This window comes from Kocuria rosea (assembly GCF_006094695.1).
Lineage (GTDB): Bacteria > Actinomycetota > Actinomycetes > Actinomycetales > Micrococcaceae > Kocuria > Kocuria rosea.
Genome location: NZ_CP035103.1, coordinates 1,617,840 through 1,639,268 on the forward strand (window position 1 = coordinate 1,617,840; position 21,429 = coordinate 1,639,268).

The 21,429-nt window shown below is 74.6% G+C and carries 22 protein-coding genes; 16 read left to right on the forward strand and 6 right to left on the reverse strand.

What is annotated here, in order from left to right; genetic code table 11:
- Positions 1-7: 7 nt before the first annotated feature.
- From leuD to EQG70_RS07510, 5 genes are all read left to right on the forward strand, one after another.
- A complete protein-coding gene (gene leuD, locus EQG70_RS07490) occupies positions 8-607 on the forward strand; it encodes a 3-isopropylmalate dehydratase small subunit (protein ID WP_017833194.1) in 600 nt (199 codons plus the stop codon).
- 172 nt (positions 608-779) lie between these two features.
- Positions 780-2,096 carry a UDP-N-acetylglucosamine 1-carboxyvinyltransferase gene (gene murA / locus EQG70_RS07495; protein WP_017833193.1) on the forward strand — a complete coding sequence of 439 codons (1,317 nt, stop codon included), beginning with the start codon at positions 780-782 and terminating at the stop codon, positions 2,094-2,096.
- 13 nt (positions 2,097-2,109) lie between these two features.
- Positions 2,110-2,859 (forward strand): lysophospholipid acyltransferase family protein, encoded by a 750-nt coding sequence (locus tag EQG70_RS07500; protein WP_017833192.1) that lies wholly within the window; start codon positions 2,110-2,112, stop codon positions 2,857-2,859.
- Positions 2,856-3,977, forward strand: coding sequence for an NAD(P)H-dependent glycerol-3-phosphate dehydrogenase (locus EQG70_RS07505; RefSeq protein WP_095651678.1), 1,122 nt, complete (start codon positions 2,856-2,858; stop codon positions 3,975-3,977). Before EQG70_RS07500 ends, EQG70_RS07505 begins: the two co-directional genes overlap by 4 nt.
- Positions 3,974-5,092, forward strand: a complete 1,119-nt coding sequence (locus EQG70_RS07510) for a D-alanine--D-alanine ligase family protein (RefSeq protein WP_017833190.1) — start codon at positions 3,974-3,976, stop codon at positions 5,090-5,092. Before EQG70_RS07505 ends, EQG70_RS07510 begins: the two co-directional genes overlap by 4 nt.
- A 34-nt stretch (positions 5,093-5,126) precedes the next feature.
- On the opposite strand, the gene EQG70_RS07515 is transcribed toward EQG70_RS07510, so the two are convergent.
- Positions 5,127-5,729, reverse strand: coding sequence for a class F sortase (locus tag EQG70_RS07515; RefSeq protein ID WP_017833189.1), 603 nt, complete (start codon positions 5,727-5,729; stop codon positions 5,127-5,129).
- Positions 5,730-5,838: 109 nt separating this feature from the next.
- Positions 5,839-6,540, reverse strand: coding sequence for a hypothetical protein (locus EQG70_RS07520; RefSeq protein ID WP_126346259.1), 702 nt, complete (start codon positions 6,538-6,540; stop codon positions 5,839-5,841).
- Positions 6,541-7,019: 479 nt separating this feature from the next.
- Between EQG70_RS07520 and EQG70_RS07525 the strand changes: the two genes are divergently transcribed.
- Positions 7,020-7,832 carry an ABC transporter ATP-binding protein gene (locus EQG70_RS07525; RefSeq protein ID WP_109268009.1) on the forward strand — a complete coding sequence of 271 codons (813 nt, stop codon included), beginning with the start codon at positions 7,020-7,022 and terminating at the stop codon, positions 7,830-7,832.
- The gene (locus EQG70_RS07530; protein ID WP_035928937.1) at positions 7,829-9,109 is read left to right on the forward strand and encodes an ABC transporter permease; all 1,281 of its coding nucleotides are present in this window, start codon (positions 7,829-7,831) and stop codon (positions 9,107-9,109) included. The genes EQG70_RS07525 and EQG70_RS07530 overlap by 4 nt, the downstream gene beginning before the upstream one ends.
- 31 nt (positions 9,110-9,140) lie before the next feature.
- On the opposite strand, the gene EQG70_RS07535 is transcribed toward EQG70_RS07530, so the two are convergent.
- Together EQG70_RS07535 and EQG70_RS07540 are read right to left on the reverse strand one after the other, a co-directional pair.
- A complete protein-coding gene (locus EQG70_RS07535; protein ID WP_017833185.1) occupies positions 9,141-9,446 on the reverse strand; it encodes a DUF4193 domain-containing protein in 306 nt (101 codons plus the stop codon).
- Positions 9,447-9,588: 142 nt separating this feature from the next.
- Positions 9,589-10,080, reverse strand: a complete 492-nt coding sequence (locus tag EQG70_RS07540) for a DUF3515 family protein (RefSeq protein WP_095651683.1) — start codon at positions 10,078-10,080, stop codon at positions 9,589-9,591.
- Positions 10,081-10,144: 64 nt separating this feature from the next.
- Here EQG70_RS07540 and thiL point away from each other — a divergent pair, with 64 nt between their 5' ends.
- The 5 genes from thiL (at position 10,145) to EQG70_RS07565 (ending at position 16,572) form a co-directional block, all read left to right on the forward strand.
- Entirely contained in the window at positions 10,145-11,248 is a 1,104-nt protein-coding gene (thiL, locus tag EQG70_RS07545) for a thiamine-phosphate kinase (RefSeq protein WP_232035284.1), read from the forward strand.
- Positions 11,238-12,197 carry a DAK2 domain-containing protein gene (locus EQG70_RS07550; RefSeq protein ID WP_306460801.1) on the forward strand — a complete coding sequence of 320 codons (960 nt, stop codon included), beginning with the start codon at positions 11,238-11,240 and terminating at the stop codon, positions 12,195-12,197. Before thiL ends, EQG70_RS07550 begins: the two co-directional genes overlap by 11 nt.
- A 12-nt stretch (positions 12,198-12,209) precedes the next feature.
- The gene (locus EQG70_RS07555; protein ID WP_109268006.1) at positions 12,210-14,507 is read left to right on the forward strand and encodes an ATP-dependent DNA helicase RecG; all 2,298 of its coding nucleotides are present in this window, start codon (positions 12,210-12,212) and stop codon (positions 14,505-14,507) included.
- Positions 14,508-14,557: 50 nt separating this feature from the next.
- Positions 14,558-15,157, forward strand: coding sequence for a 16S rRNA (guanine(966)-N(2))-methyltransferase RsmD (gene rsmD / locus EQG70_RS07560; protein ID WP_017833180.1), 600 nt, complete (start codon positions 14,558-14,560; stop codon positions 15,155-15,157).
- 89 nt (positions 15,158-15,246) lie between these two features.
- Entirely contained in the window at positions 15,247-16,572 is a 1,326-nt protein-coding gene (locus EQG70_RS07565) for a UDP-glucose dehydrogenase family protein (protein ID WP_109268005.1), read from the forward strand.
- 96 nt (positions 16,573-16,668) lie between these two features.
- Here EQG70_RS07565 and EQG70_RS07570 read toward each other — a convergent pair whose 3' ends face one another.
- On the reverse strand, positions 16,669-17,901 hold the full coding sequence (locus EQG70_RS07570) for an aminotransferase class I/II-fold pyridoxal phosphate-dependent enzyme (protein WP_052133054.1): 1,233 nt from the start codon (positions 17,899-17,901) through the stop codon (positions 16,669-16,671).
- Positions 17,902-17,929: 28 nt separating this feature from the next.
- A complete protein-coding gene (locus EQG70_RS07575; RefSeq protein WP_109268004.1) occupies positions 17,930-19,267 on the reverse strand; it encodes a wax ester/triacylglycerol synthase domain-containing protein in 1,338 nt (445 codons plus the stop codon).
- 83 nt (positions 19,268-19,350) lie between these two features.
- Here EQG70_RS07575 and coaD point away from each other — a divergent pair, with 83 nt between their 5' ends.
- The 4 genes from coaD to rnc all read left to right on the forward strand — a co-directional run bounded on the left by coaD (position 19,351) and on the right by rnc (position 21,411).
- On the forward strand, positions 19,351-19,818 hold the full coding sequence (gene coaD / locus EQG70_RS07580) for a pantetheine-phosphate adenylyltransferase (protein WP_031282901.1): 468 nt from the start codon (positions 19,351-19,353) through the stop codon (positions 19,816-19,818).
- Positions 19,819-19,988: 170 nt separating this feature from the next.
- Positions 19,989-20,501 carry a YceD family protein gene (locus tag EQG70_RS07585; RefSeq protein WP_165440247.1) on the forward strand — a complete coding sequence of 171 codons (513 nt, stop codon included), beginning with the start codon at positions 19,989-19,991 and terminating at the stop codon, positions 20,499-20,501.
- A gap of 2 nt (positions 20,502-20,503) precedes the next feature.
- Positions 20,504-20,707 (forward strand): 50S ribosomal protein L32, encoded by a 204-nt coding sequence (rpmF, locus tag EQG70_RS07590; protein ID WP_031282896.1) that lies wholly within the window; start codon positions 20,504-20,506, stop codon positions 20,705-20,707.
- A 5-nt stretch (positions 20,708-20,712) separates the two neighbouring features.
- A complete protein-coding gene (gene rnc / locus EQG70_RS07595) occupies positions 20,713-21,411 on the forward strand; it encodes a ribonuclease III (RefSeq protein WP_109268003.1) in 699 nt (232 codons plus the stop codon).
- Positions 21,412-21,429: the final 18 nt, after the last annotated feature.

The following is a 21,429-nucleotide window of genomic DNA, read 5'->3' on the forward strand; positions in this document are numbered from 1 at the left end:
CCCTGCCATGGAGAAGTTCACCACCCACCGGGGTGTCGGCGTCCCGCTGCGCCAGTCCAACGTGGACACCGACCAGATCATCCCGGCCGTCTACCTCAAGCGGATCACCAAGACCGGCTTCGAGGACGCCCTGTTCGCCGCCTGGCGCAAGAACGAGGACTTCGTGCTCAACCGGGAGCCGTACCGGCACGGCTCCGTGCTGGTGGCCGGGCCCGACTTCGGCACCGGCTCCTCCCGGGAGCACGCGGTGTGGGCGCTGCGCGACTACGGCTTCCAGGCCGTCATCTCCTCCCGGTTCGCGGACATCTTCCGCGGCAACTCGGGCAAGCAGGGGCTGCTGGCCGCGCAGGTCGACCAGGCGGACGTCGAGCTGCTGTGGAAGCTGATCGAGGAGCACCCCGGCACCGAGATCGAGGTCGACCTCGAGTCCCGCACGGTGACGTGCGACACGGTGACGGTGCCGTTCACGATCGACGACTACACGCGCTGGCGCCTCATGGAGGGCCTCGACGACATCGGGCTCACCCTCCAGCGCGAGGAGGACATCGCCGCGTTCGAGGCGGGCCGTCCCGCCTTCAAGCCGACCACGCTGCCCGCCCGCACCTGACCCCGTCACGCCCGGCACGGCCCGGCGGAGCCTCCCACGGCCCGCCGGGCCGTCGTGCTGTCCCGGACACGCACGACGCCCGCCCCTGTGCGGGGGCCCTCGCCGGGGAACCTACACTGTACGGGTGCCGCTCCCGCTCGGGGGTGGCCCGGCAACAGCAGATCGGAAGGTCATGAGCAGCGCACTGCACATCACGGGCGGAATCCCCTTGTCCGGGCAGGTCACCGTGCGAGGTGCCAAGAACCTCGTCCCCAAGGCCATGGTGGCCGCCCTCCTGGGCTCCACACCGTCCGTCCTGGAGAACGTGCCCCAGATCAAGGACGTCCAGGTCGTCACCAACCTGCTGGCGCTGCACGGGGTCGACGTGGGGCGCGAGGACGGCCGGCTGGCCCTGGACCCCTGCAACGTCACCACGGCGCGGCACGCGGACATCGACGCCCACGCCGGGGACTCGCGGATCCCGATCCTGCTGTGCGGGCCCCTGCTGCACGCCATCGGCGAGGCGTTCATCCCCGACCTCGGCGGGTGCAAGATCGGCGACCGGCCCATCAACTACCACCTCGACGTGCTGCGCCACTTCGGCGCCCGTGTCGAGAAGCTGGAGTCCGGGATCCGGATGAGCGCCCCGCACGGCCTGCACGGCGCCAAGGTGGAGCTGCCCTACCCCTCGGTCGGCGCGACCGAGCAGGTGCTGCTCACCGCCACCCGGGCCGACGGCCACACCGAGCTGCGCGGCGCCGCCACCGAGCCCGAGATCATGGACCTCATTGCGATCCTGCAGAAGATGGGCGCCATCATCACCGTCCAGACCGACCGGGTGATCCGCATCGAGGGCGTCCCCGAGCTCACCGGCTACCGGCACCGGGCCATGCCGGACCGCATCGAGGCCGCCTCCTGGGGCTCCGCCGCGCTGGCCACCGGCGGCGACATCTTCGTGGCCGGGGCCCGGCAGTCCGACATGATGACCTTCCTCAACACGTTCCGCAAGATCGGCGGGGGCCTCGACATCCGGGAGGAGGGCATCCGCTTCTACCACCCCGGCGGGGACCTCAACCCGCTCATCGTGGAGACCGACGTCCACCCCGGCTTCATGACCGACTGGCAGCAGCCGCTCGTGGTCGCCCTGACCCAGGCCACGGGCGTGTCCATCGTGCACGAGACCGTCTACGAGAACCGCTTCGGCTTCACCGCCGCCCTCAACCGGATGGGGGCCACGATCCAGCTGCACCGCGAGTGCCTGGGCTCCGTGCCGTGCCGCTTCGGCCAGCGCAACTTCGTGCACTCGGCCGTGATCTCCGGGCCCACCCCGCTGCAGGCCTCCGAGATCAACATCCCCGACCTCCGCGGCGGCTTCTCCCACCTCATCGCGGCGATGGCCGCCGAGGGCACGTCCCACGTCACCGGCGTGGAGCTCATCGAGCGCGGCTACGAGCACTTCACCGACAAGCTGACGGGGCTCGGGGCGTCCTTCGAGCTCGACGGCGAGTGAGCCGGGCCCGCCGATGAGCCGCACCTCGAACCGCCGCCTGTTCCGCGTGCTCGCGGGCGTCGTCAAGCCGGCCTACCGGCTGGCGGCCCGGCTGCGCTGGACGGGGGAGGAGCACCTGCCCGCCGAGGGCGGGTTCATCGTGGTGCCCAACCACCTCACCGAGCTCGACCCCCTGACGGTCGCGATCACGCTCTACGACAACGGGATCATGCCGCGGTTCCTGGCGAAGGAGTCCCTGTTCCGCGCCCCCGGGGTGGGGACGGTGCTCCGGGCCACCGGCCAGGTCCCCGTGCTGCGCGGCACGGCCGACGCCGCGGCGGCGCTCACGGCCGCCCGCGCCGAGCTCGCCTCCGGCGGCGCCGTGGTGATCTACCCCGAGGGCACCCTCACCCGGGACCCCGACCGGTGGCCGATGACCGGGCACACGGGCGCCGCGCGCCTGGCCCTCGCGACCGGGGCCCCGGTGGTCCCGGTGGCGCACTGGGGGGACCAGGAGGTCCTCGACCACGACCGCTCCACCGGCCGGCGCACGGTCAGCCTGTTCCCCCGGAAGGACGTGCGCGTGCGGATCGGCCCGCCCGTGGACCTCACCCCGTGGCGGGACGACGTCCCCGACCTGACCCATCCGGTGGGCCGCCATGCGGCGCGGCTCGAGGACGCCACCGACGCCGTCATGCGCGCCGTGACCCGGGAGCTCGCGGTGCTGCGCGGCACGGACGCGCCGGCAGTCCTCTGGGACCGGCGCCGGGGAGGCCGCCTGTGACGCCCCCCGAGACCGCCGCGGCCCCTGCCGGCGGCCTGCCCGCCGCCGGGCCGCGGAGGATCGCCGTGCTGGGCGCCGGGTCCTGGGGCACGACCTTCGCCAAGATCCTCGCCGACAGCGCCCGCGAGTCCGCCCACGCCCGGGCCGAGCCGATCGGGCGGACCGTGGCCCTGTGGGGACGCAGCGCCCCCGCGATGGACCACACCGCGCGCACCCGCGTCAACGACCGCTACGTGCCCGGCATCCGGCTGCCCGAGCGCCTGGAGATCACCGCCGACCTCGCCGCCGCCGTGCGCGGCGCGGACCTCGTGGTCCTCGCCGTGCCCGCCCAGTCCCTGCGCGCCCAGCTGACCGCCGTGGCCGGACACCTCGAGCGCGACGCCGTGGTGCTGTCCCTCGCCAAGGGGCTCGAGCGGGACACGGGGCTGCGGATGAGCGAGGTCGTCGCCGAGGAGCTGGGACGGGCCACCGGGCTGGGCCCCCGGCACTGGCGGGCGCGCACGTGCGTGCTGTCCGGGCCCAACCTGGCCATGGAGATCGCCGAGGAGCAGCCCACGGCCTCCGTCGTGGCGGCCCCCGCCACGGACCTGGCCACCTGGGTGGCCCACGCCTGCCGGACCCGCTACTTCCGCCCCTACACGAACACGGACGTGGTGGGCACCGAGATCGGCGGCGTCGTCAAGAACGTCATCGCCCTCGGGGTGGGCATCGCCGACGGCCGCCACTTCGGGGAGAACTCGAAGGCCTCCATCATCACCCGCGGGCTCGCCGAGACGACCCGGCTCGCGCTCGCCCTCGGCGGGAGGCTGGAGACCCTCTCCGGCCTCGCCGGACTGGGCGACCTCGTGGCCACCTGCTCCTCCCCGCTGTCCCGCAACCGCACCGCGGGCCGGCTCCTCGGCCTGGGCCTCACCCCGGCGGAGGTCCAGGAGGAGATGACCCAGACCGCCGAGGGCATCAAGTCCGCCCCCGCCGTGCTCGCCCTGGCCCGCCGCCACGGCGTGGACATGCCCATCACCGAGGCCGTCGTGGCCATCCTCCGCGAGGAGATCACCATCGACGACGTGGCCCCGCTCCTGCTGGGCCGCGAGATCAAATCCGAAGGGACCGCCCCATGACCCCCCGCCCCTGCGTCGCCGTGCTGTTCGGCGGACGCTCCAGCGAGCACTCCATCTCCCTCATCACCGCCCTCGGGGTCCTGCGCGCCATCGACCGGGACAAGTGGGACGTGGTGACCGTCGGCATCGCCACCTCCGGCGAGTGGTTCCTCTGCCCGCAGGAGGAGCTGGAGGCGCTGCTGGACGCGAACCCGATCGCGGAGCTGCCCGTGGGCGACGAGCTCGTGAGCCTGCCGCTGAAGGTCGGGGAGAGCGAGCTCATCGTGCGCCAGGACGGTCCCTGCGGGCAGACCGTCAGCCGGGACCGGCACATCGACGTGGTGCTGCCCCTGCTGCACGGGCCCTTCGGCGAGGACGGCACCCTGCAGGGTCTGCTCGAGCTCGCCGACCTGCGCTACGTGGGCTGCGGCGTCACGGCCTCCGCGGTGGGGATGGACAAGCACTTCATGAAGCTCGCCTTCGAGGCGGCGGGCCTGGCGGTGGGCCCCTACACCGTGGTGACCGACCGGCAGTGGGCCGTGGACCCCCAGGACGTGCGCGAGCGCATCGCCGCGCTGGGCTTCCCCGTGTTCGTCAAGCCCGCCCGGGCGGGGTCCTCCTTCGGCATCACGAAGGTGGAGCGCGCCGAGGATCTGGACGCCGCGATCGAGACCGCCCGCGAGCACGACCGCAAGCTGGTGGTCGAGGCGGGGATCGTGGGGCGGGAGATCGAGTGCGCCGTCCTCCAGGGCCGCGGGACCGCCGCCGCCCGGACCTCCATGCCCGGCGAGATCGAGATCGTCGACGAGCACGCGTTCTACGACTTCGAGGCGAAGTACGTCTCCCAGGCCTCCGCGCGGCTCAGCTGCCCCGCGGACCTGCCGCAGGAGGCGATCGGGACGATCCGCCGCAGCGCCGTGACCGCGTTCGAGGCGCTGGACGGGGAGGGCCTGTGCCGGGCCGACTTCTTCTACACCCCCGACGGGCGGGTGGTCATCAACGAGATCAACACGATGCCGGGGTTCACACCGATCTCGATGTACCCCCGGATGTGGGCCGCCTCCGGGCTCGACTACGCCGAGCTGATCGACGAGCTCCTGGGCCTCGCCCTGGAACGGCCGGTCGGGCTGCGCTGAGCCGCGGCACGCCACCGGGGGCGGAGCCCCCGGCTCACGCAGCGGGCGACGCGGTGACGACGACGTTCTTGCCGACCGCGTCCTGGGTGTAGCAGCTGATCAGGACGATGCGGTTCGGGACGATCCGCCAGATCTCGCTGTCCTTCAGCGTGTCCTTCTCGTAGGTGGTCACCGAGTCCACCACGTAGTCGAGGGTCCCGTCCACGGTCTCGACCTCGAGCTCCTCCCCGACCAGGGTCGGGTCGCTCAGCTTGTTGAAGGGCAGCTCCACCTTGTCGTAGCTGTGCCCCGCGATGTACGTGGTGTTCGTCGACCCCTCGCCGGGCATCCCGTACGGCGTGAGCCGGTAGCCGCTGTAGGTCTGCGGAGGCACGAGCGAGCCGCCCTCGAGGTCCTCGTCGGTCGGGTCGTAGGGGAGCACGTCGGCGTCGAAGCCGACCGAGTCTATGCTCAGGCGCACCGGCGACGCCGCGGCCGGCACGTGCCCCAGGAGGTGCTGGGCGAGGAACCACTGGTTCATGAGCGCCACCCACAGCACGGCGGCGCACAGCGTCACCACCGCCGCCCGCCGGACCAGGGGATCCCTCTCCTCGGCCGGGACGGGGCGCGGCGGTCCCGCCACGGTGCTCGTTGCCATGCTGTGCTGTCCTCCTCCGACCTGACCTGTTCTCCGACCCCGGCGCGTTCCGCCGGGGTCGGTGCCGTGCCGGCGCCGCCCCGCGGGCACCACCGGCACGGCACGCGGCTCAGGCGCCGCTGCGCCCGAGCCTCCGGGCCCGGTACGCGAGCGCACCGGGAAGGGCCACTGCCGCCGCGAGCAGCGCCGTGAGCAGACCGGCGCCGGCCGCCTGCCCCATCGGTGCCGCGGTGAGGCGGGTGTCCACGTTGAGCCCCGGGTTCGCGGCCCCGGCGGCGGCCTCCTGGGGCGCGAGCTCCGGGACCACCTCCTGCTGGACCGCGGCTGCGGCCGGCGCGGCGGGTGCCGCGTCGGACAGCGCCGGTGCCTCCGGCGCCACGTCGGCCACGAACGGAGCCGGCGCCTCCGCCGGTGCGGGCAGGACCTCCTCGGCGGCCGGCACGTCCACGGGCGCGGCGACCGGGACGTCCACGGGCGCGGCGACCGGGACGTCCGCGAGGGCCGCGGCCGGCAGCTCGGGCGCCGCCACGTCGGCGACGACCGGTGCGGGCTCGGCGACCGGGACCTCCGCCGGTGCGGGCGGAGCCGCCTCGGCGACCAGGACCTCGGCGACCGGGACGTCCGCGGGCACCGCGGCCGGCAGCTCCGCCACGGCACCGGCCACCTCGGTGGATGCGGCCGCGCCCGGTGGGGCGTCGACCGGCGGGGCGTCGCCAGGTGCCGCGACGGCCGCCGGGACGCCCAGGAACAGGCCCCCCACCAGCACGGTCGCCGAGGCACCGGCAACAGCCAGTCTTCTCGTAGTTGTCATGTCGATGCGTCTCCTGTACTCCGTAGTCGGCCCGGGCCCACCCCAGGACCGCCAGCGCGCCGCACGGCCCCACCGGGGTCCTTGCCGCGCCCCCGCGCGGACGGACCCCCGTCACGTCGTGCCGCTCGTCGTTCGGCGCGGACGGGGCGTGCGCCCGTCCCCCGGAGCCGGAACCCCCTGCCGAAGAACAGCTGTGCTGTTAACTATCGTCCACATCCCGGCATTAGCAAGGGTGAACTGTTACGTGACGGGAGGAGTCCCGGCCTGCAGCACCGGATCCGGCGAGCGCCTCCGGCCCCTCGTGACCGGTCCGCCGGGGGTGTCCTCCGCAGCCGTCCCGGTCCGCGCGGGGCACGGGACAGCACTAGTGGGGACACGGATCGGGTCGCCGCCACCATTCGCTTGCGCACATGATGGGGGAGGGACGTGGTCCCGCGGCGGCCGTCCGGGGGGACGGTCGCCCCGACAGGGGGAATTCGATGACGTCCGCGGTGCTCGAGGCCGAGAACCTGGTCAAGATCTACGGCCGGGGGGACACCCGTTTCGCCGCGCTGCGGGGCGTGGACCTGCGCATCCGGCACGGGGAGTCCGTCGCCGTCGTCGGGAAGTCCGGCTCGGGCAAGTCGACCCTGATGCACCTTCTCGCGCTGCTCGACGCGCCCACCCGCGGCACGGTGTCCCTGGACGGCAGGCCGGCGGCGTCGATGACGGCCCGTGAGCTCAACGAGACGCGCAACGCCGCGTTCGGGTTCGTGTTCCAGCAGTTCTACCTGACCCCGGACCAGACGGTCCTGGAGAACGTGGTGCTTCCGCTGCGCATCGCCGGGGTCCGCCCCGCAGCGCGCCGGCGCCGCGCCCTGGACGTGCTGGAGCGCCTGGACGTGGCGGAGAAGGCCTCCAGCCGTGCCGCCGACCTGTCGGGCGGGCAGAAGCAGCGGGTCGCGATCGCCCGGGCCCTGGTCAACGACCCCTCCGTGATCTTCGCCGACGAGCCCACGGGCAACCTCGACTCGGCCACCGGCGCGGTGGTCCAGGACCTCCTGCTCGAGCTCCACCGGGAGCGCGGCATCACCCTCGTCGTCGTCACCCACGACGAGGACCTCGCCCGGCGCTGCGGACGCCAGGTGCACCTGCACGACGGTCTCGTCGTGGACGCCCCCGCACCCCGGCAGGCCCCCGCCGCCGGAGCGGACGCCGCAGGAGGGGACGCCGCAGGAGGGGACGCCGCAGGAGGGGACGACGCCGGCGCGGACGACGAGGTCGTCGTCGGAGCGGTCGGAGGTGCCCGGTGAGGTGGTCCGACCTGCTGGCCTCGGCGGTCGCCAACACCGCGCGCGCCAGGATCCGCGCCACCCTGACCGTACTCGCCGTCTTCATCGGTGCGTTCGCCCTGACCCTCACCTCCGGCATGGGCACCGGGGTGAACCGGTACATCGACGACACCGTGGCGGCGTTCGGCGACGCCGACGCGCTCTACGTCCAGAAGTCGCAGCCCCTCATCGAGCTGTCCTCGACCTCGGGCCCGCGGGAGTACGACCCGGACACCACCCGGATCCGCACGGGGTTCGGCGTGTCCTTCGAAGGGCTGACCCCCGAGGACATCGAGGTCATCGAGGACCTGGACGGGGTGCGCTCCGTCAAGCCGATGTACTCCGTGGCCCCCACCTACCTGGAGGCCGCCGACGGCAGCCGGTTCCAGCTCTCCCCGGGGATCCCCGTCGACGCCGTGGGCCTGCAGATGGTGGCCGGCGGAGCACCCGCCGCGGGCCGGGACGAGATCGCGGTGCCCGACAGCTGGGTCGCCGACCTGGGCTTCTCCTCCGCGCAGGAGGCCGTCGGGGGCCGCGTCGACGTGGTCATGACCAACATGGCGGAGCAGGACCGGGCGTTCCCCGCCACGATCTCCGGGGTGACGCAGGCCAGTCTCGTCGGGACCTCCCTGAACCCCATCCCGTCGGACACGTTCAACGAGCGGCTCTACGACTACCAAGTCAGCGGCGTCCCGGAGGAGGTCCCGGAGAGCTTCGCGATGGCCACGGTCACGGTCGAGGACATGGCCCTGGCCCCCGGGATCCAGGCGCGGCTGGAGGAGCAGGACATGCTCGGGCTCACCGTGGAGGACCAGCTCGGCATGTTCCGCGCCGTCATCAACGCCATCGTGTGGATCCTCAACGCCTGCGCCGTCATCGCGCTCGTGGCCGCCGGGCTCGGCATCGTCAACACCCTGCTGATGTCGGTCCAGGAGCGGACCCGGGAGATCGGCCTGATGAAGGCCATGGGCATGAGCGGGGGCAGGGTCTTCGGCCTGTTCTCCCTCGAGGCCGTCTTCATCGGGTTCCTCGGGGCGGTCGTCGGCGCCGTCACGGGCGTCGTCGGCGGCTCGGCCCTGAGCGGGGCGCTGGCCGACGGGTTCCTGTCCGGGCTGCCGGGGCTGTCGCTGTTCGCGTTCGAGTCGTGGCGGGTGGCCCTGATCGTGCTCTCGGTCATGGGGATCGCGTTCCTGGCCGGGACGATCCCCGCCGTCCGGGCCGCGCGGAAGGACCCCATCGCCTCCCTGCGCCACGAGTGACCGGGCGGGCCCGGGGCGGGTGCCGCGGCCGTCAGCCCTCGCACTCGATGCAGTACCGGGCGCCGTCCTGCTCGCGGGCGAGCTGGCTGCGGTGGCGGACCAGGAAGCAGGACATGCAGGTGAACTCGTCGTCCTGCTCGGGCACCACCTGGATGAGCAGCTCCTCCTGGGACAGGTCCGCCCCCGGCAGGTCGATGCCCTCCGCCGTGTCCGAGTCGTCGACGTCGATCGCCGGGCTCTGCGCGGTGGCGCTGCGCTGCGCCTGGATCACCTCGAGGGACTCGTTGGCGGGCTCGTCCTCGGGCTTGACGCGGGGCTCGTCGTAATCGGTGGCCACGGATGTGCCTCCTTCTGGCGTGGTGGTGGGGCGCGGTGCGCTCGCGCGCGTGTCCACGCCACAACCGGGCAGGGCACGGGCCTATTCCCGAGCCCCCGGGACGTCCCGGGGGAGGGGGCGGACTCCTCCGTCCGGCCCCGGCTCAGAGGCCCTCCACGGTGTCCTGGAGGTCCAGGCACCGGCGCTCGGCGGGGATCTGCTCCACCGCGGAGCCCAGCTCGACCAGCAGGGTGGAGGAGGCCACGGCGGTGCTGTCGAAGACCACCTCGACGGCCGGGTCCCGGCCGTAGGTCGTGGCGGTCCAGGTGCTCCCGTCCTCGTCCTGGCGGATCAGCCAGTCGACGTCGTTGACGGAGGAGCAGGCGTCCGTGGTGGGCCCGGGCGGGGTCACGCCGCACCGCACGACCGCCGCCGTGGGCTCGCCGTAGGCCGTGGTGGCCTGGCTGGTGGTCTCGCGCCTCTCGTGCTCGCCGACGGTCTCCGGCATGGCCAGCATCGCCGGGGCGCACCCCGGGTCGGCGGCGTTCTCGGCTGGGTCCACGGTGACGGCGGGGGAGCACCCCGCGAGGACCGCCACCAGGGCTCCCGCCCCCAGCAGGGCACGGGCGGATCGGGACAGGGAGGGCGAGGGCATGCCCCCAGCGTAATCCTCGGGGGCGCCCGTTCCCGCGTCCGGGGCCGTCGTTAGGATGAGCGCCATGACCCGACCCCCAGCGGAGCCGTCCCCCGTGCCCGACGCCCCGCCCGGTCCGGGGCCCACCGTCGGGGAGCTCTCCGAGGCCGAGCTGCTGGCCCGGGTGCTCCCGCTGCTCCTGCGCCCCGCCCCCCGCCCCGGAGCGGACCTGGTGCTGCTCGGCCCCGGCGACGACTGCGCCGTGGTCGCGGCCCCGGACGGGCGGTACGTGATCACCACGGACACCCAGGTGCAGGACCAGGACTTCCGGCTCGCCTGGACCGGCGGCGCGGTCACCACGGGCTACGACACCGGGGTGAAGTGCGCGGCGCAGAACCTCGCCGACGTCGCCGCGATGGGCGCCGTCCCGTCGGCCGCCGTCGTCTCGCTCACCCTGCCGCCGGGCACGCCCGTGTCCTGGCCCGAGGACTTCGCCCGCGGCCTCCTGGCCGGGTTCGAGGCCATGGGCGCGGACCGCTGCGCCGTGGTCGGCGGGGACCTGGGCGCCGGCCGGGAGCTGTCGGTCACCGCCACGGTGACGGGCGACCTCGAGGGCCGGGACCCGGTGCGCCGCTCCGGGGCGGGCGAGGGCGGCACGGTGGCGCTCGCCGGGACCACCGGGCGGGCGGCGGCGGGCGTGGCGCTGCTCGAGGACGGCCGCTACCGGCCCGGCCGGGACGCGCTCCTGGACGGGCTCGCGGCGGCGCAGCTGCGGCCGTGCGCCCCGGTGACCGCCGGCCCCGCGGCCGCCCGCGCCGGCGCCACCGCGATGATCGACCTCTCCGACGGCCTGCTCCGCGACGCCGGGCGGGTCGCGGCCGCCAGCGGCGTCGTCGTCGACCTCGACGGCGCGGCCGTGGCCGGCCTCGCCGAGCCCCTGCGCCCGGCCGCCCGGCTGCTCGGCGCGGACCCCCGCGACTGGGTGCTGACCGGCGGCGAGGACCACGGGCTGCTCGCCGTCTTCCCCCGGGGCGTGCCGCTGCCGGGGATGTTCCGTGCGATAGGCTCGTGTGCGCCCGCGCCCCCCGCGCACGACGACACCCTCCCCCGGGTGCTGCTCGACGGACGAGCGCCGCACCTCGCCCTCGGGCACCCGGTCGGCGAAGGATGGGATCACTTTGAACCATAGGATCGGATCGAACGCGGCCGTCATGCGGCGGTGGCTCGACCTGGCCCACCGTGATCTCGTGCGCCACAGCCCCGTCCTCAACGCCCTCAACGTCTTCCCGGTCGCGGACGCCGACACCGGGACCAACCTCGCGACCACCGTGCGCGCCGCCGCCGAGGCCGCCGCCGTGCTCGAGACCGGCGACGTCGGGGAGCTGCTCTCCCTCGCCGGCCAGGCCGCCCTCGAGGAGGCCCGCGGCAACTCGGGCACCCTGTTCTCCGTCTTCCTCACGGCCGTGGGCCGCTCCCTCGAGGGGAGCACCAGGATGAGCGCCGAGTCCGTCCGGCTGGCCCTGCACGCCGGCCACGTGCGCGCCTGGAGCGTCCTGACGGACCCCGTGGACGGGACCATGCTCTCCGTCCTGGAGGCCGCCGCCGCCGTGCCCGTGCCGCAGGGCGTGGAGGACGGGTCCAACCAGCAGCTCAAGGAGTTCCTGGCCGGCGTCAGCACCGCCGCCCGCGCCGCGGTCCTCGTCACCCCGGACCAGCTCGAGATCCTGCGCGAGACCGGCACGGTCGACGCCGGCGCCCTGGGCATGCTCGTGGTCTTCGACGCCCTGGCCCGCACCGTGGGCGGCGACGACGCCGGCGACGAGAACGCCCTCGACGCGCTGATCGACGCCGCCGCGGCCCGGGCCGCCGGCGCCGGGGACGCCCCGCACACCGTGCACGGCGGCGTGGAGGTGATGTGCACCGTGGAGCTCACCCCGCTGGACGCCGCGGAGCTGCGCCACGAGCTCAGCGAGGTGGGCACCAGCGTGATCATGAGCGCGGTGACCGAGACGGGGGACGGCTACCGCTGGCGCGTGCACGTCCACGTGCCGCGGCCCGAGGACGCCCTCACCGTGATCGGCGCCCGCGGCAAGGCCGTGAACCTCACGGTGACCTCCCTCTCGGAGGCGGACGGATGAGGCACCCCTGAGATGACTCCGACCCACGGCGGCGGGGCGTTCCCCGACCCGGTCTCCGAGCTCGACCAGCCGCTGGCCCGGCTGCTGGGGCGGACCACGGCCGATCAGCTGGCCCGGCAGCTCTCGGTGTCCACGATCGGGCAGCTGCTCGACCACTTCCCCCGCCGGTACATGCCGCGGGGCGAGCTCACCCCGTTCTCGGAGCTGCGCATCGACCAGCAGGTCACCATCGTGGCCGAGGTCGTGCACGCCTCCACCCGCCAGATGCGCTCGCGGCGCGGGTCCATCACGGACGTGGTGATCACGGACCGCGTCTCCTCCGACCCGCAGCGGCTCTTCGCGGACGGCGACCCGGGCCCCGGCCGGACGATGCGGCTGAGCTTCTTCAACGCCTGGACCGCCGCCAGGGACCTGCCCCCCGGAACGCACGCCCTGTTCTCCGGGAAGGTCGGGCTGTACAACGGCGGCGTGACCATGACGAACCCGCACTACGCGATCCTCGACCCGGACGCCCCGGAGGCCGGGGAGACCGCCGAGGAGCGGGCGGGCCGGCCCATCCCGATCTACCCGGCCACGGCCAAGCTGACCACGGACAAGATCGCCCGCGCCGTGCACTCGCTGCTGCCCGTCGTGGACTTCGGGGCCGTCCCGGACCCGCTGCCGGACGGGATCCGGGAGCGGGAAGGGCTCATGGGGCTCGAGGAGGCGTACTGGCAGGTCCACCGCCCGAGGGACACCCGGGCGCACGGGGAGGCGCGCCGCCGGTTCCGCTACCAGGAGGCGTTCCTGCTCCAGTGCGCCCTGGCTCGCCGCCGCGCCGAGCTCGCCGCCCACCCCACGACCGCCCGCCCGGGCGTCCCCGCGGGGGTGCTCGCCCGGTTCGACGCCGGGCTGCCCTTCGAGCTCACCGCCGGGCAGCGGACCGTTGGGGAGGAGCTCGCCGCGGAGCTCGCGGGCACCCGCCCCATGAACCGGCTGCTCCAGGGCGACGTCGGCTCGGGCAAGACGCTCGTGGCCCTGCGCGCGATGCTGCAGGTCGTGGACTCCGGCGCGCAGGCCGCGCTGCTGGCCCCCACCGAGGTGCTCGCCGCCCAGCACCACGGCTCCGTGGTCCGCTCCCTGGGCCCGCTCGCGCAGGCCGGCCTGCTCGGCGGGGACCCGGACGGCACGCAGGTCGTGCTGCTCACGGGGTCCATGGGCGCCGCGGCGCGCAAGCGGGCCCTGCTGCGGATTGCGTCGGGGGAGGCCGGGATCGTCATCGGCACCCACGCCCTGCTCTCCGAGGTCGTCCAGTTCGCCGACCTCGGACTGGTCGTGGTGGACGAGCAGCACCGCTTCGGCGTCGAGCAGCGCGACCGGCTGCGGGACAAGGCCGGGCGGCCCCCGCACCTGCTGGTGATGACCGCGACCCCCATCCCGCGCACCGTGGCGATGACCGTCTTCGGCGACCTGGACGTCTCCGTCCTCGACGAGCTCCCGGCCGGCCGGCAGCCGATCGCCACCCACACCGTGGGGCTCGTGGAGCACCCGGGCTGGGAGCGGCGCCTGTGGCGGCGCGCCCGGGAGGAGATCGACGCGGGCCGCCAGGTCTACGTGGTCGCGCCCAAGATCGGCGACGACGACGAGCCCCCGCCCCACGCCTCCCTCGCGGAGTCCGCACTCGCGGCGGCCTCCGAGGACGAGGAGTCCGAGGCGACGATGGCGTCCGTCACCTGGCTCGCCGAGCTCGTGGCCGCCGAGCCCGTCCTGGCCGGCGTGCGCGCCGAGGTGCTGCACGGCCGGCTCGACACGGACCGGAAGTCCCGGCTCATGGAGGAGTTCGCGGCCGGGGACGTGCAGCTGCTCGTGTGCACCACCGTGGTCGAGGTCGGCGTGGACGTGCCCAACGCCACGCTGATGATCATCGTCGACGCCGACCGGTTCGGCATCTCCCAGCTGCACCAGCTGCGCGGCCGGATCGGGCGCGGCGGGCACGCCGGGACGTGCCTGCTCGTCACCCGGCGCCCCGCCGAGCACCCGTCGCGGGAGCGGATCGAGGTGGTGGCCGGGTCCACGGACGGCTTCGAGCTGGCCCGGGCGGACCTCGAGCTGCGCCGCGAGGGCGACATCCTCGGCGCCGCGCAGTCCGGCGGCCGCTCCACCCTGCGCCTGCTGCGGGCCCTCGACGACGCCGAGCTCATCGAGCGCGCCCGCCGGGACGCCGTGACGATCCTGGGCGAGGACCCCCAGCTGCTGGAGCACCCCGAACTGGCCGAGGCCATCGAGCGCTACCTCGACCCGGACGCCGAGGCGTTCCTGGACCGGGGCTGAGCCCCCGTGCCGCCGAGCCGCGTGCCGCCGGGCACCCGAGAGGAGCACCCATGAGCAGGATCATCGCCGGGGCCGCCGGGGGGCTGCGCCTGCAGTCCGTGCCGGGCCGGGACACCCGGCCCACCACCGACCGGGTCAAGGAGTCCCTCTTCGCGCGGCTCGAGGCGTGGGGCATGCTCCGGGACGCCAGGGTCCTCGACCTCTTCGCGGGCTCCGGGGCCCTCGGCTGCGAGGCCGCGAGCCGCGGCGCGGCCGCCGTGACCCTCGTGGAGCGGCACGCGGGCGCGGCGCGGGTCTGCCGCGCCAACGCCGCGACGGTCCACCGGGCCCTCGGGCGCGAGGACGTCGTCACGGTCCGGCACGGGGCGGTGGGCGGCTACCTCGCGGATCCCGCCGAGGGGCCGTGGGACCTCGTGCTGGCCGACCCGCCCTACCCCCTGCCGGAGGCGGAGCTCGCCGCGGTCCTCGCCCCGCTGGTGGGCCGGCTGCGGGAGGGCGGGGTGCTCGTGGTCGAGCGCTCCACCCGGTCCCCGGAGCCCGGCTGGCCGGCCGGGCTGCGCCGCTTCGAGCAGAAGCGGCACGGGGAGACCACCGTGTGGTTCGCCGAGACGGACGTCACATCGCCCGCGTCCCCCGGCGCGCCGGACTGACACCTGCGCCGCTGGGCGCACCCCCTTTGACAAGATTCGACAGGCAGCATCGAGCCCGGGTCAGCGCCCGGGAGGAACGGAGGACGTCCATGAGGATCACGGTTCTGGGAACGGGCTACCTGGGGGCCACGCACGCCGCGTCGATGGCGGAGATGGGCTTCGAGGTGCTGGGGCTGGACGTGGACCCCGAGAAGGTCGACGCCCTGTCCCGCGGCGAGCTGCCCTTCCACGAGCCGGGCCTGGGCGAGCTGCTGCGCAAGCACGTGGGCACCGGCCGGCTGCGCTTCACCACGAGCTACGAGGAGGCCGGCGCCTTCGGCGAAGTCCACTTCGTCGGGGTCGGCACCCCGCAGCGGGCCGGGAGCTTCGCGGCGGACATGCGCTACGTCGACGCCGCGGTCGGCTCCATCGCCGCGGCCGCCACGAAGGACTGCGTGATCGCCGGCAAGTCCACGGTCCCCGTGGGCTCCGCCCGCCGCCTGGCGGACCTGGCGAAGGCCTCGGCGCGGGAGGGCGTGGACGTGTCCCTGGTGTGGAACCCCGAGTTCCTGCGCGAGGGCTACGCCGTGGAGGACACCCTGGCCCCGGACCGGATGGTGCTGGGCTGTCAGGACCCGGCCGCCGAGGCCGTGATGCGCCGGGTCTACGCCCGGCAGCTGGAGGCCGGCGTCCCGCTGATCGTCACCGACTTCGAGACCGCCGAGCTCGTCAAGGTCGCGGCCAACGCCTTCCTGGCCACCAAGATCTCCTTCATCAACGCCCTGTCCGAGCTCACCGAGGCGGTCGGCGGGGACATCCGCACCCTGGCCGACGCGATCGGCCTCGACGAGCGGATCGGGCGCAAGTTCCTCAACGCCGGCGTGGGCTTCGGCGGCGGCTGCCTGCCGAAGGACATCCGCGCCCTGCGCGCCAGGGCCGCGGAGCTCGGGGTGGAGCAGTCGGTGCGCTTCCTCGCGGAGGTCGACGACATCAACGTCCGCCGCCGCGGCCACACGGTGGAGACGGTCACCCAGATGCTGGGCGGGACCGTGGTGGGCCGGCAGGTCGCCGTGCTCGGGGCGGCCTTCAAGCCGGACTCCGACGACGTGCGCGACTCCCCGGCCCTGGACATCGCCGCCCGGCTGCACTCGATCGGCGCCGAGGTGGCCGTCTACGACCCCAAGGCCAACGCCAACGCCGCCAAGCGCTATCCGCGCCTGGACTACGTGGACTCCCTCGAGGCCGCCGTCACCGGGGCCGAGGTCGTGGTGCTGCTGACCGAGTGGGCCGAGTTCAAGGCGATGACCCCGGAGCAGCTCGACCCGCTGGTGGCCGTCCCGCAGATCCTCGACGGCCGCAACGTGCTCGACCCCGACCGATGGACCGCGGCCGGCTTCACCTACCGGGCCCTGGGCCGCCGGGCGAGCGCCGTCTGAGCCGCGGCGCGCGGGGCGGCGTCCCGCGCGCCGGTTCCCCGCCGCCGGGGAGCCGGCACGAGGGCGGGCGGCGAGCTCCCCGCCGTGCGGACCGGCTCAGCCGGCCAGCTGCCGCCCGGCCCGCTCCAAAACGTCCAGGCGCTTGCCGAACGAGAAGCGCATCCAGGACGCGTAGCGCTCCCGGTGCTCCGCGGAGGCGAGGGCCGGCACGGGCACGCCCACCACACCGGCCCGCTCGGCCAGCACCGGCGCCAGGTGCGCGGCGTCCTCGACCCCGTACCGCTCGCACAGGCCGCGGACGTCCGCCACGACGAAGAACGTGCCCTGCGGCTCGAACGGCTCGGCGCCCGCCGCGGCCAGGCCCCGCACGAGCACGTCGCGCCGCCGCCGGAAGTCCTCCGTGAGCCGGTCGTAGAACCCGTCCGGCAGGCCCAGGGCGGTGGCCGCCCCGATCTGCAGCGGCGTGGCGGCGCTGTGCGTGAGATAGGCCTTCGTGGCGCGCACCGGGCCCACGAGGTGCGCCGGCCCGCTGACCCAGCCCACCCGCCAGCCCGTGACCGAGAAGGACTTGCCCACGGAGGACACGGTGAGGGTCCGTTCGAAGGCCCCCGGCAGCGCGGCGAGCGGCCGGTGCCCGCCGGCGTAGCGCAGGTGCTCGTAGACCTCGTCGGTCACCACCACGCAGTCGTGCTCGGCGGCGAGTCCGGCCACGCGGGCCAGGACGGCGTCGTCGAACACCGTCCCGGTCGGGTTGTGCGGGTCGTTGAGGATCACCATGCGGGTGCGGGGCCCGAAGGCCGCGGCGAGGCGGTCGAGGTCGGGGGAGAAGTGCGGCGGCTCGAGGGGGACCGTGACCAGCCGCGCGCCGGCGAACTCCACCACGGCGCCGTAGAGGTCGTAGTGCGGCTCGAACACGACCACCTCGTCCCCGGGGCGCAGGAACGCGAGCAGGCTCGCGGCCAGCCCCTCGGACGCGCCCACGGTCACGACCACCCCGGAGGCCGGGTCCAGGTCGATCCCGTAGAACCGGTGCTGGTGCGCGGCGACGGCCTCCTGCAGCAGCGGCAGACCCGCCACCGGCGAGTACTGGTTGCCGCCGCCGTGCAGTGCGGCCGCCGCGGCGTCGAGCATCTCCCGCGGGCCGTCGACGTCCGGGAAGCCCTGGCCCAGGTTGATCGCGCCCGTGCGCGCGGCCAGCCGTGACATCTCCTCGAAGACGGTCCCGGTGAGCTCCCCGGTGCCGGTCAGCAGACCGCCCCCGCGGGCCATCCGCTCCCACGGGGGGCCGGACGTGTGCGTGGACGGGACGGCGGCGTCGGTGGCATCCATGGCCGCCAGTCTAGGGTCCCGCGGCGGCTCAGGGCGGCGGCCCGGCGCCGAGGCGCACGAGGGTCCCGGCCAGCCCCTCGACGAACACCGGGAGGTCCGGCACCACGTCGGCGTCGGCCACCACGTCGATGCCCAGGGTCCCCGTGTAGGAGACGACGCCCACGGCGAGGGCCAGGTTGCCCTGCACGGCGCCGAGCTGGAACAGCTCGAGCACCGGTGCCCCCGCGAAGAGCAGGGGCGCCGCGGGGCCGCGCACGTTGCTGAGCAGCACGTTGACGAGCCGCTGCCGGTCCATGACCCGGACCATCCAGCGCTGGGCCAGGCGGCCGCCCGGCCGGTACGGCGGACGGGTCCGCTGCCGGGAGGTGGTGGCCGCGATCCGCCGCAGCCCGGCCACCGGGTCGGGCTCGTCGACGGGCACGGCCACGACGCGCACACCGGCCCGGTTGCCGCCGGCGGGGTCCCCCGCCGCGCGCACGGAGGCGGCCACCGACACCTTCAGCTCCGGCACGCCGGCCAGCTCGCCGCGCGCGGCCAGCAGCCGCCGGGCGCCGCCCGCCACGGCGGTGAGCACCACGTCGTTGACCGTCCCGCCGTGCCGGTGGGCCAGCTCCCGGACCGCCGCCAGGTCGGCGCGCACCAGCACGGCCCGGCGCCGCGCGCCCACGGGCCGGTTGAGGGACAGCGCCGGGGCGCGGCCCTCCGCGAGCGCGCCGCGGACCTGGGCCGCGGCGCCGAGCAGGCGGGCAGCGGCGCGGGCCGGAGTGCGGGCCGGAGCGCGGGCCGTGGCAGAAACGGGCGGCGGGCCGCCCGTCCCCGGGCGATCCGGCGCGTCCGGGGCGCGCGGGGCGCCGCCGGGCTCCGGATCGAACAGGGGCGCGAGCAGGGTCAGGGCCGCGAGACCGTCGGCGAGCACATGGTGCCACCGGATCAGCAGGCCGACCCGGCCGCCGGCGAGGCCGGGGAGCAGCCACAGCTCCCACAGGGGCCGGTCCCGGGGCAGCGGGACGGCGGCGATCCCGGCGCACACCCGGAGCAGGCTCTCCTCGTCCCCGGGCGGCGGCACCGGACGGCTGCGCACGTGCCGGGAGACGTCGAAGACCGGGTCGTCGAGCCACACGGGGCGTCCGCCCCCGGGGCGGGTGAGCAGCCGGCGAAGCGGCCAGACGTCCCGGGTGCGCCGCTCGACGTGCTCCCGCACCTCCGCCAGCCGGACGCGCCCGCCGGCATCGAGGAGGGGACCGGCCTCCAGGAGGGCCAGGGCCGCGACGTGCATGGGCACCCCGCGCCGCTCCACGCGGAGGTTGGCCTCGTCCAGGGCGCTGATCCGCTCCCCGGTCCGCGCCCGGCGGCACTGCATGCCCATGTCGGTGCTCCGCTCTGGCCGGAGGACTCCCTCGTCCACCACGGTACGCCGCCCCGGCACGGAGCGCCCCTAGGATGGCACCCATGCACCGAGCGATCTGCCCCGGCTCCTTCGACCCCCTGCACAACGGCCACGTGGAGGTCGTCGCGCGCGCCGCGGCGCTCTTCGACGAGGTCGTCGTCGCGGTCTCCACCAACCCGCACAAGCGCTACCGCTTCGACGCTGACCGGCGGCTGGCCCTGGTGGCGGAGAGCCTCGCGGACGTCGCCGGCGTCGTCGTCGAGCCCATGGGCGCGGGCCTGCTCGCGGAGTACGCGGCGCAGCGGGGGGCGGTGGCCCTGGTCAAGGGGCTGCGCTCGGGCGAGGACTTCGAGTACGAGGTGCCGATGGCCACGATGAACCGCCACCTCACGGGGGTGGAGACGGTCTTCCTGCCCGGCGACCCCCGGTTCCTGCACCTGTCCTCGACCCTCGTGAAGGAGGTCCAGGGCCTCGGCGGCGACGTCTCCGGGTTCGTGCCGGCGCCCGTGCTGCGGGCCCTGCAGGGCTGAGCGGGCGCGGCCCGTCCCGGCGCGCCCGGACCCGGCCCGTTTGAGAACGCGCGGGGCGGCACGCTAACATGGTCTGTCGGTCAGAATTTCACCAGGAGTCAGTCATCAGTCGCGAGAACAGTTCGCCCCTCACCATCGGTGTCCGGGACCTCGAGCACCGCCCGGGGACGATGCGACGCCTGGAAGAAGTTGTGCCCGCGCCGGAGAACTTCGGCAACGCACTCATCGGCGCCCCGGAGGGCTCGGACATCGACCTGGACCTCCGGCTGGAATCCGTCCACGACGGGATCCTGGTGTCCGGCACGGCCGCCGTGGCCATCCACGGCGAGTGCAGCCGGTGCCTCGACCCGATCGACTACGATCTGGACGTCGACGTGCAGGAGCTCTACGTCTTCGACCCCGCCGCCGACGGCGGGGAGGACTCCGAGGACGACCAGATGTATGAAGTTCAGGACGAGACCATCGACCTCGAGCCCATGCTTCGGGACGCAGTGATCACGCAGCTGCCGTTCCAACCGGTGTGCCGGGAGGACTGCCAGGGGTTGTGCGCCCAGTGCGGCGCGCGCCTGGAGGACGACCCGGGACACCACCACGAGGTGCTCGATCCTCGCTGGAGCGCCCTGTCGGGGCTGCTCGAGCAGGACACCTCGACCCAGACGACCGAACCGAGAGAAGAGAGATAGCCGTGGCTGTTCCGAAGCGGAAAATGTCCCGTGCCAACACCCGTGCACGCCGTTCGCAGTGGAAGGCGACCGCGCCCAAGCTGGTCAAGACCGTCGAGAACGGCAAGGTCACCTACAGCCTGCCGCACCAGGCGAAGGTCGTGACCGACTCCGCCGGCACCGCGCTGTTCCTGGAGTACAAGGGCCGCAAGGTGGCCGACGCCTGACCACGGTGACCTCCACCGCGACACCTCAGGACCTGCTGGAGCGTCTCGGCGTCGACATCGACGCCGGGACGCTTCGTCTTGCCCTGACCCACCGCTCCTACGCGTACGAGCACGAGGGGCAGGGCCACAACGAGCGGCTCGAGTTCCTCGGGGACTCCGTGCTGGGTCTCGCGGTCACCGACGAGATCTTCCACCGCTACCCCGACGACTCCGAGGGCAACCTCGCGAAGATCCGCTCGGCCGTGGTCAGCACCCGCACGCTCGCCGACCTCGCCCGGTCCCTGGACGTGGGCCCCCACATCCGGCTGGGCAAGGGCGAGGTGCGCACCAACGGGCACGAGAAGGCCTCGATCCTCGCCGACACCATGGAGGCGCTGATCGGCGCCGTGTACGTGAGCACCGGCCTCGACGCGGCCCGGGCCTTCGTGCTGCGGCTCGTGGTGCCCCTGCTCGAGGACGGCTTCATGATGAGCGAGGGCCGGGACTGGAAGACCGAGATCCAGGAGCTGGCGGCGGCCCGCGCCCTGGGCCCCGTGCGCTACGCCGTGGAGGGCACGGGCCCCGACCACGACCGCCGCTACGAGGCGCACGTGCTCGTCGGCGGTCAGGACCACGGCACGGGCACCGGCACCACCAAGAAGGAGGCCGAGCGCTCCGCCGCGGCGCAGGCCTACGCGACCCTGGTGGCCCGCCGCGGTGGCTGAGCGCGCGCCCCGGAGCCC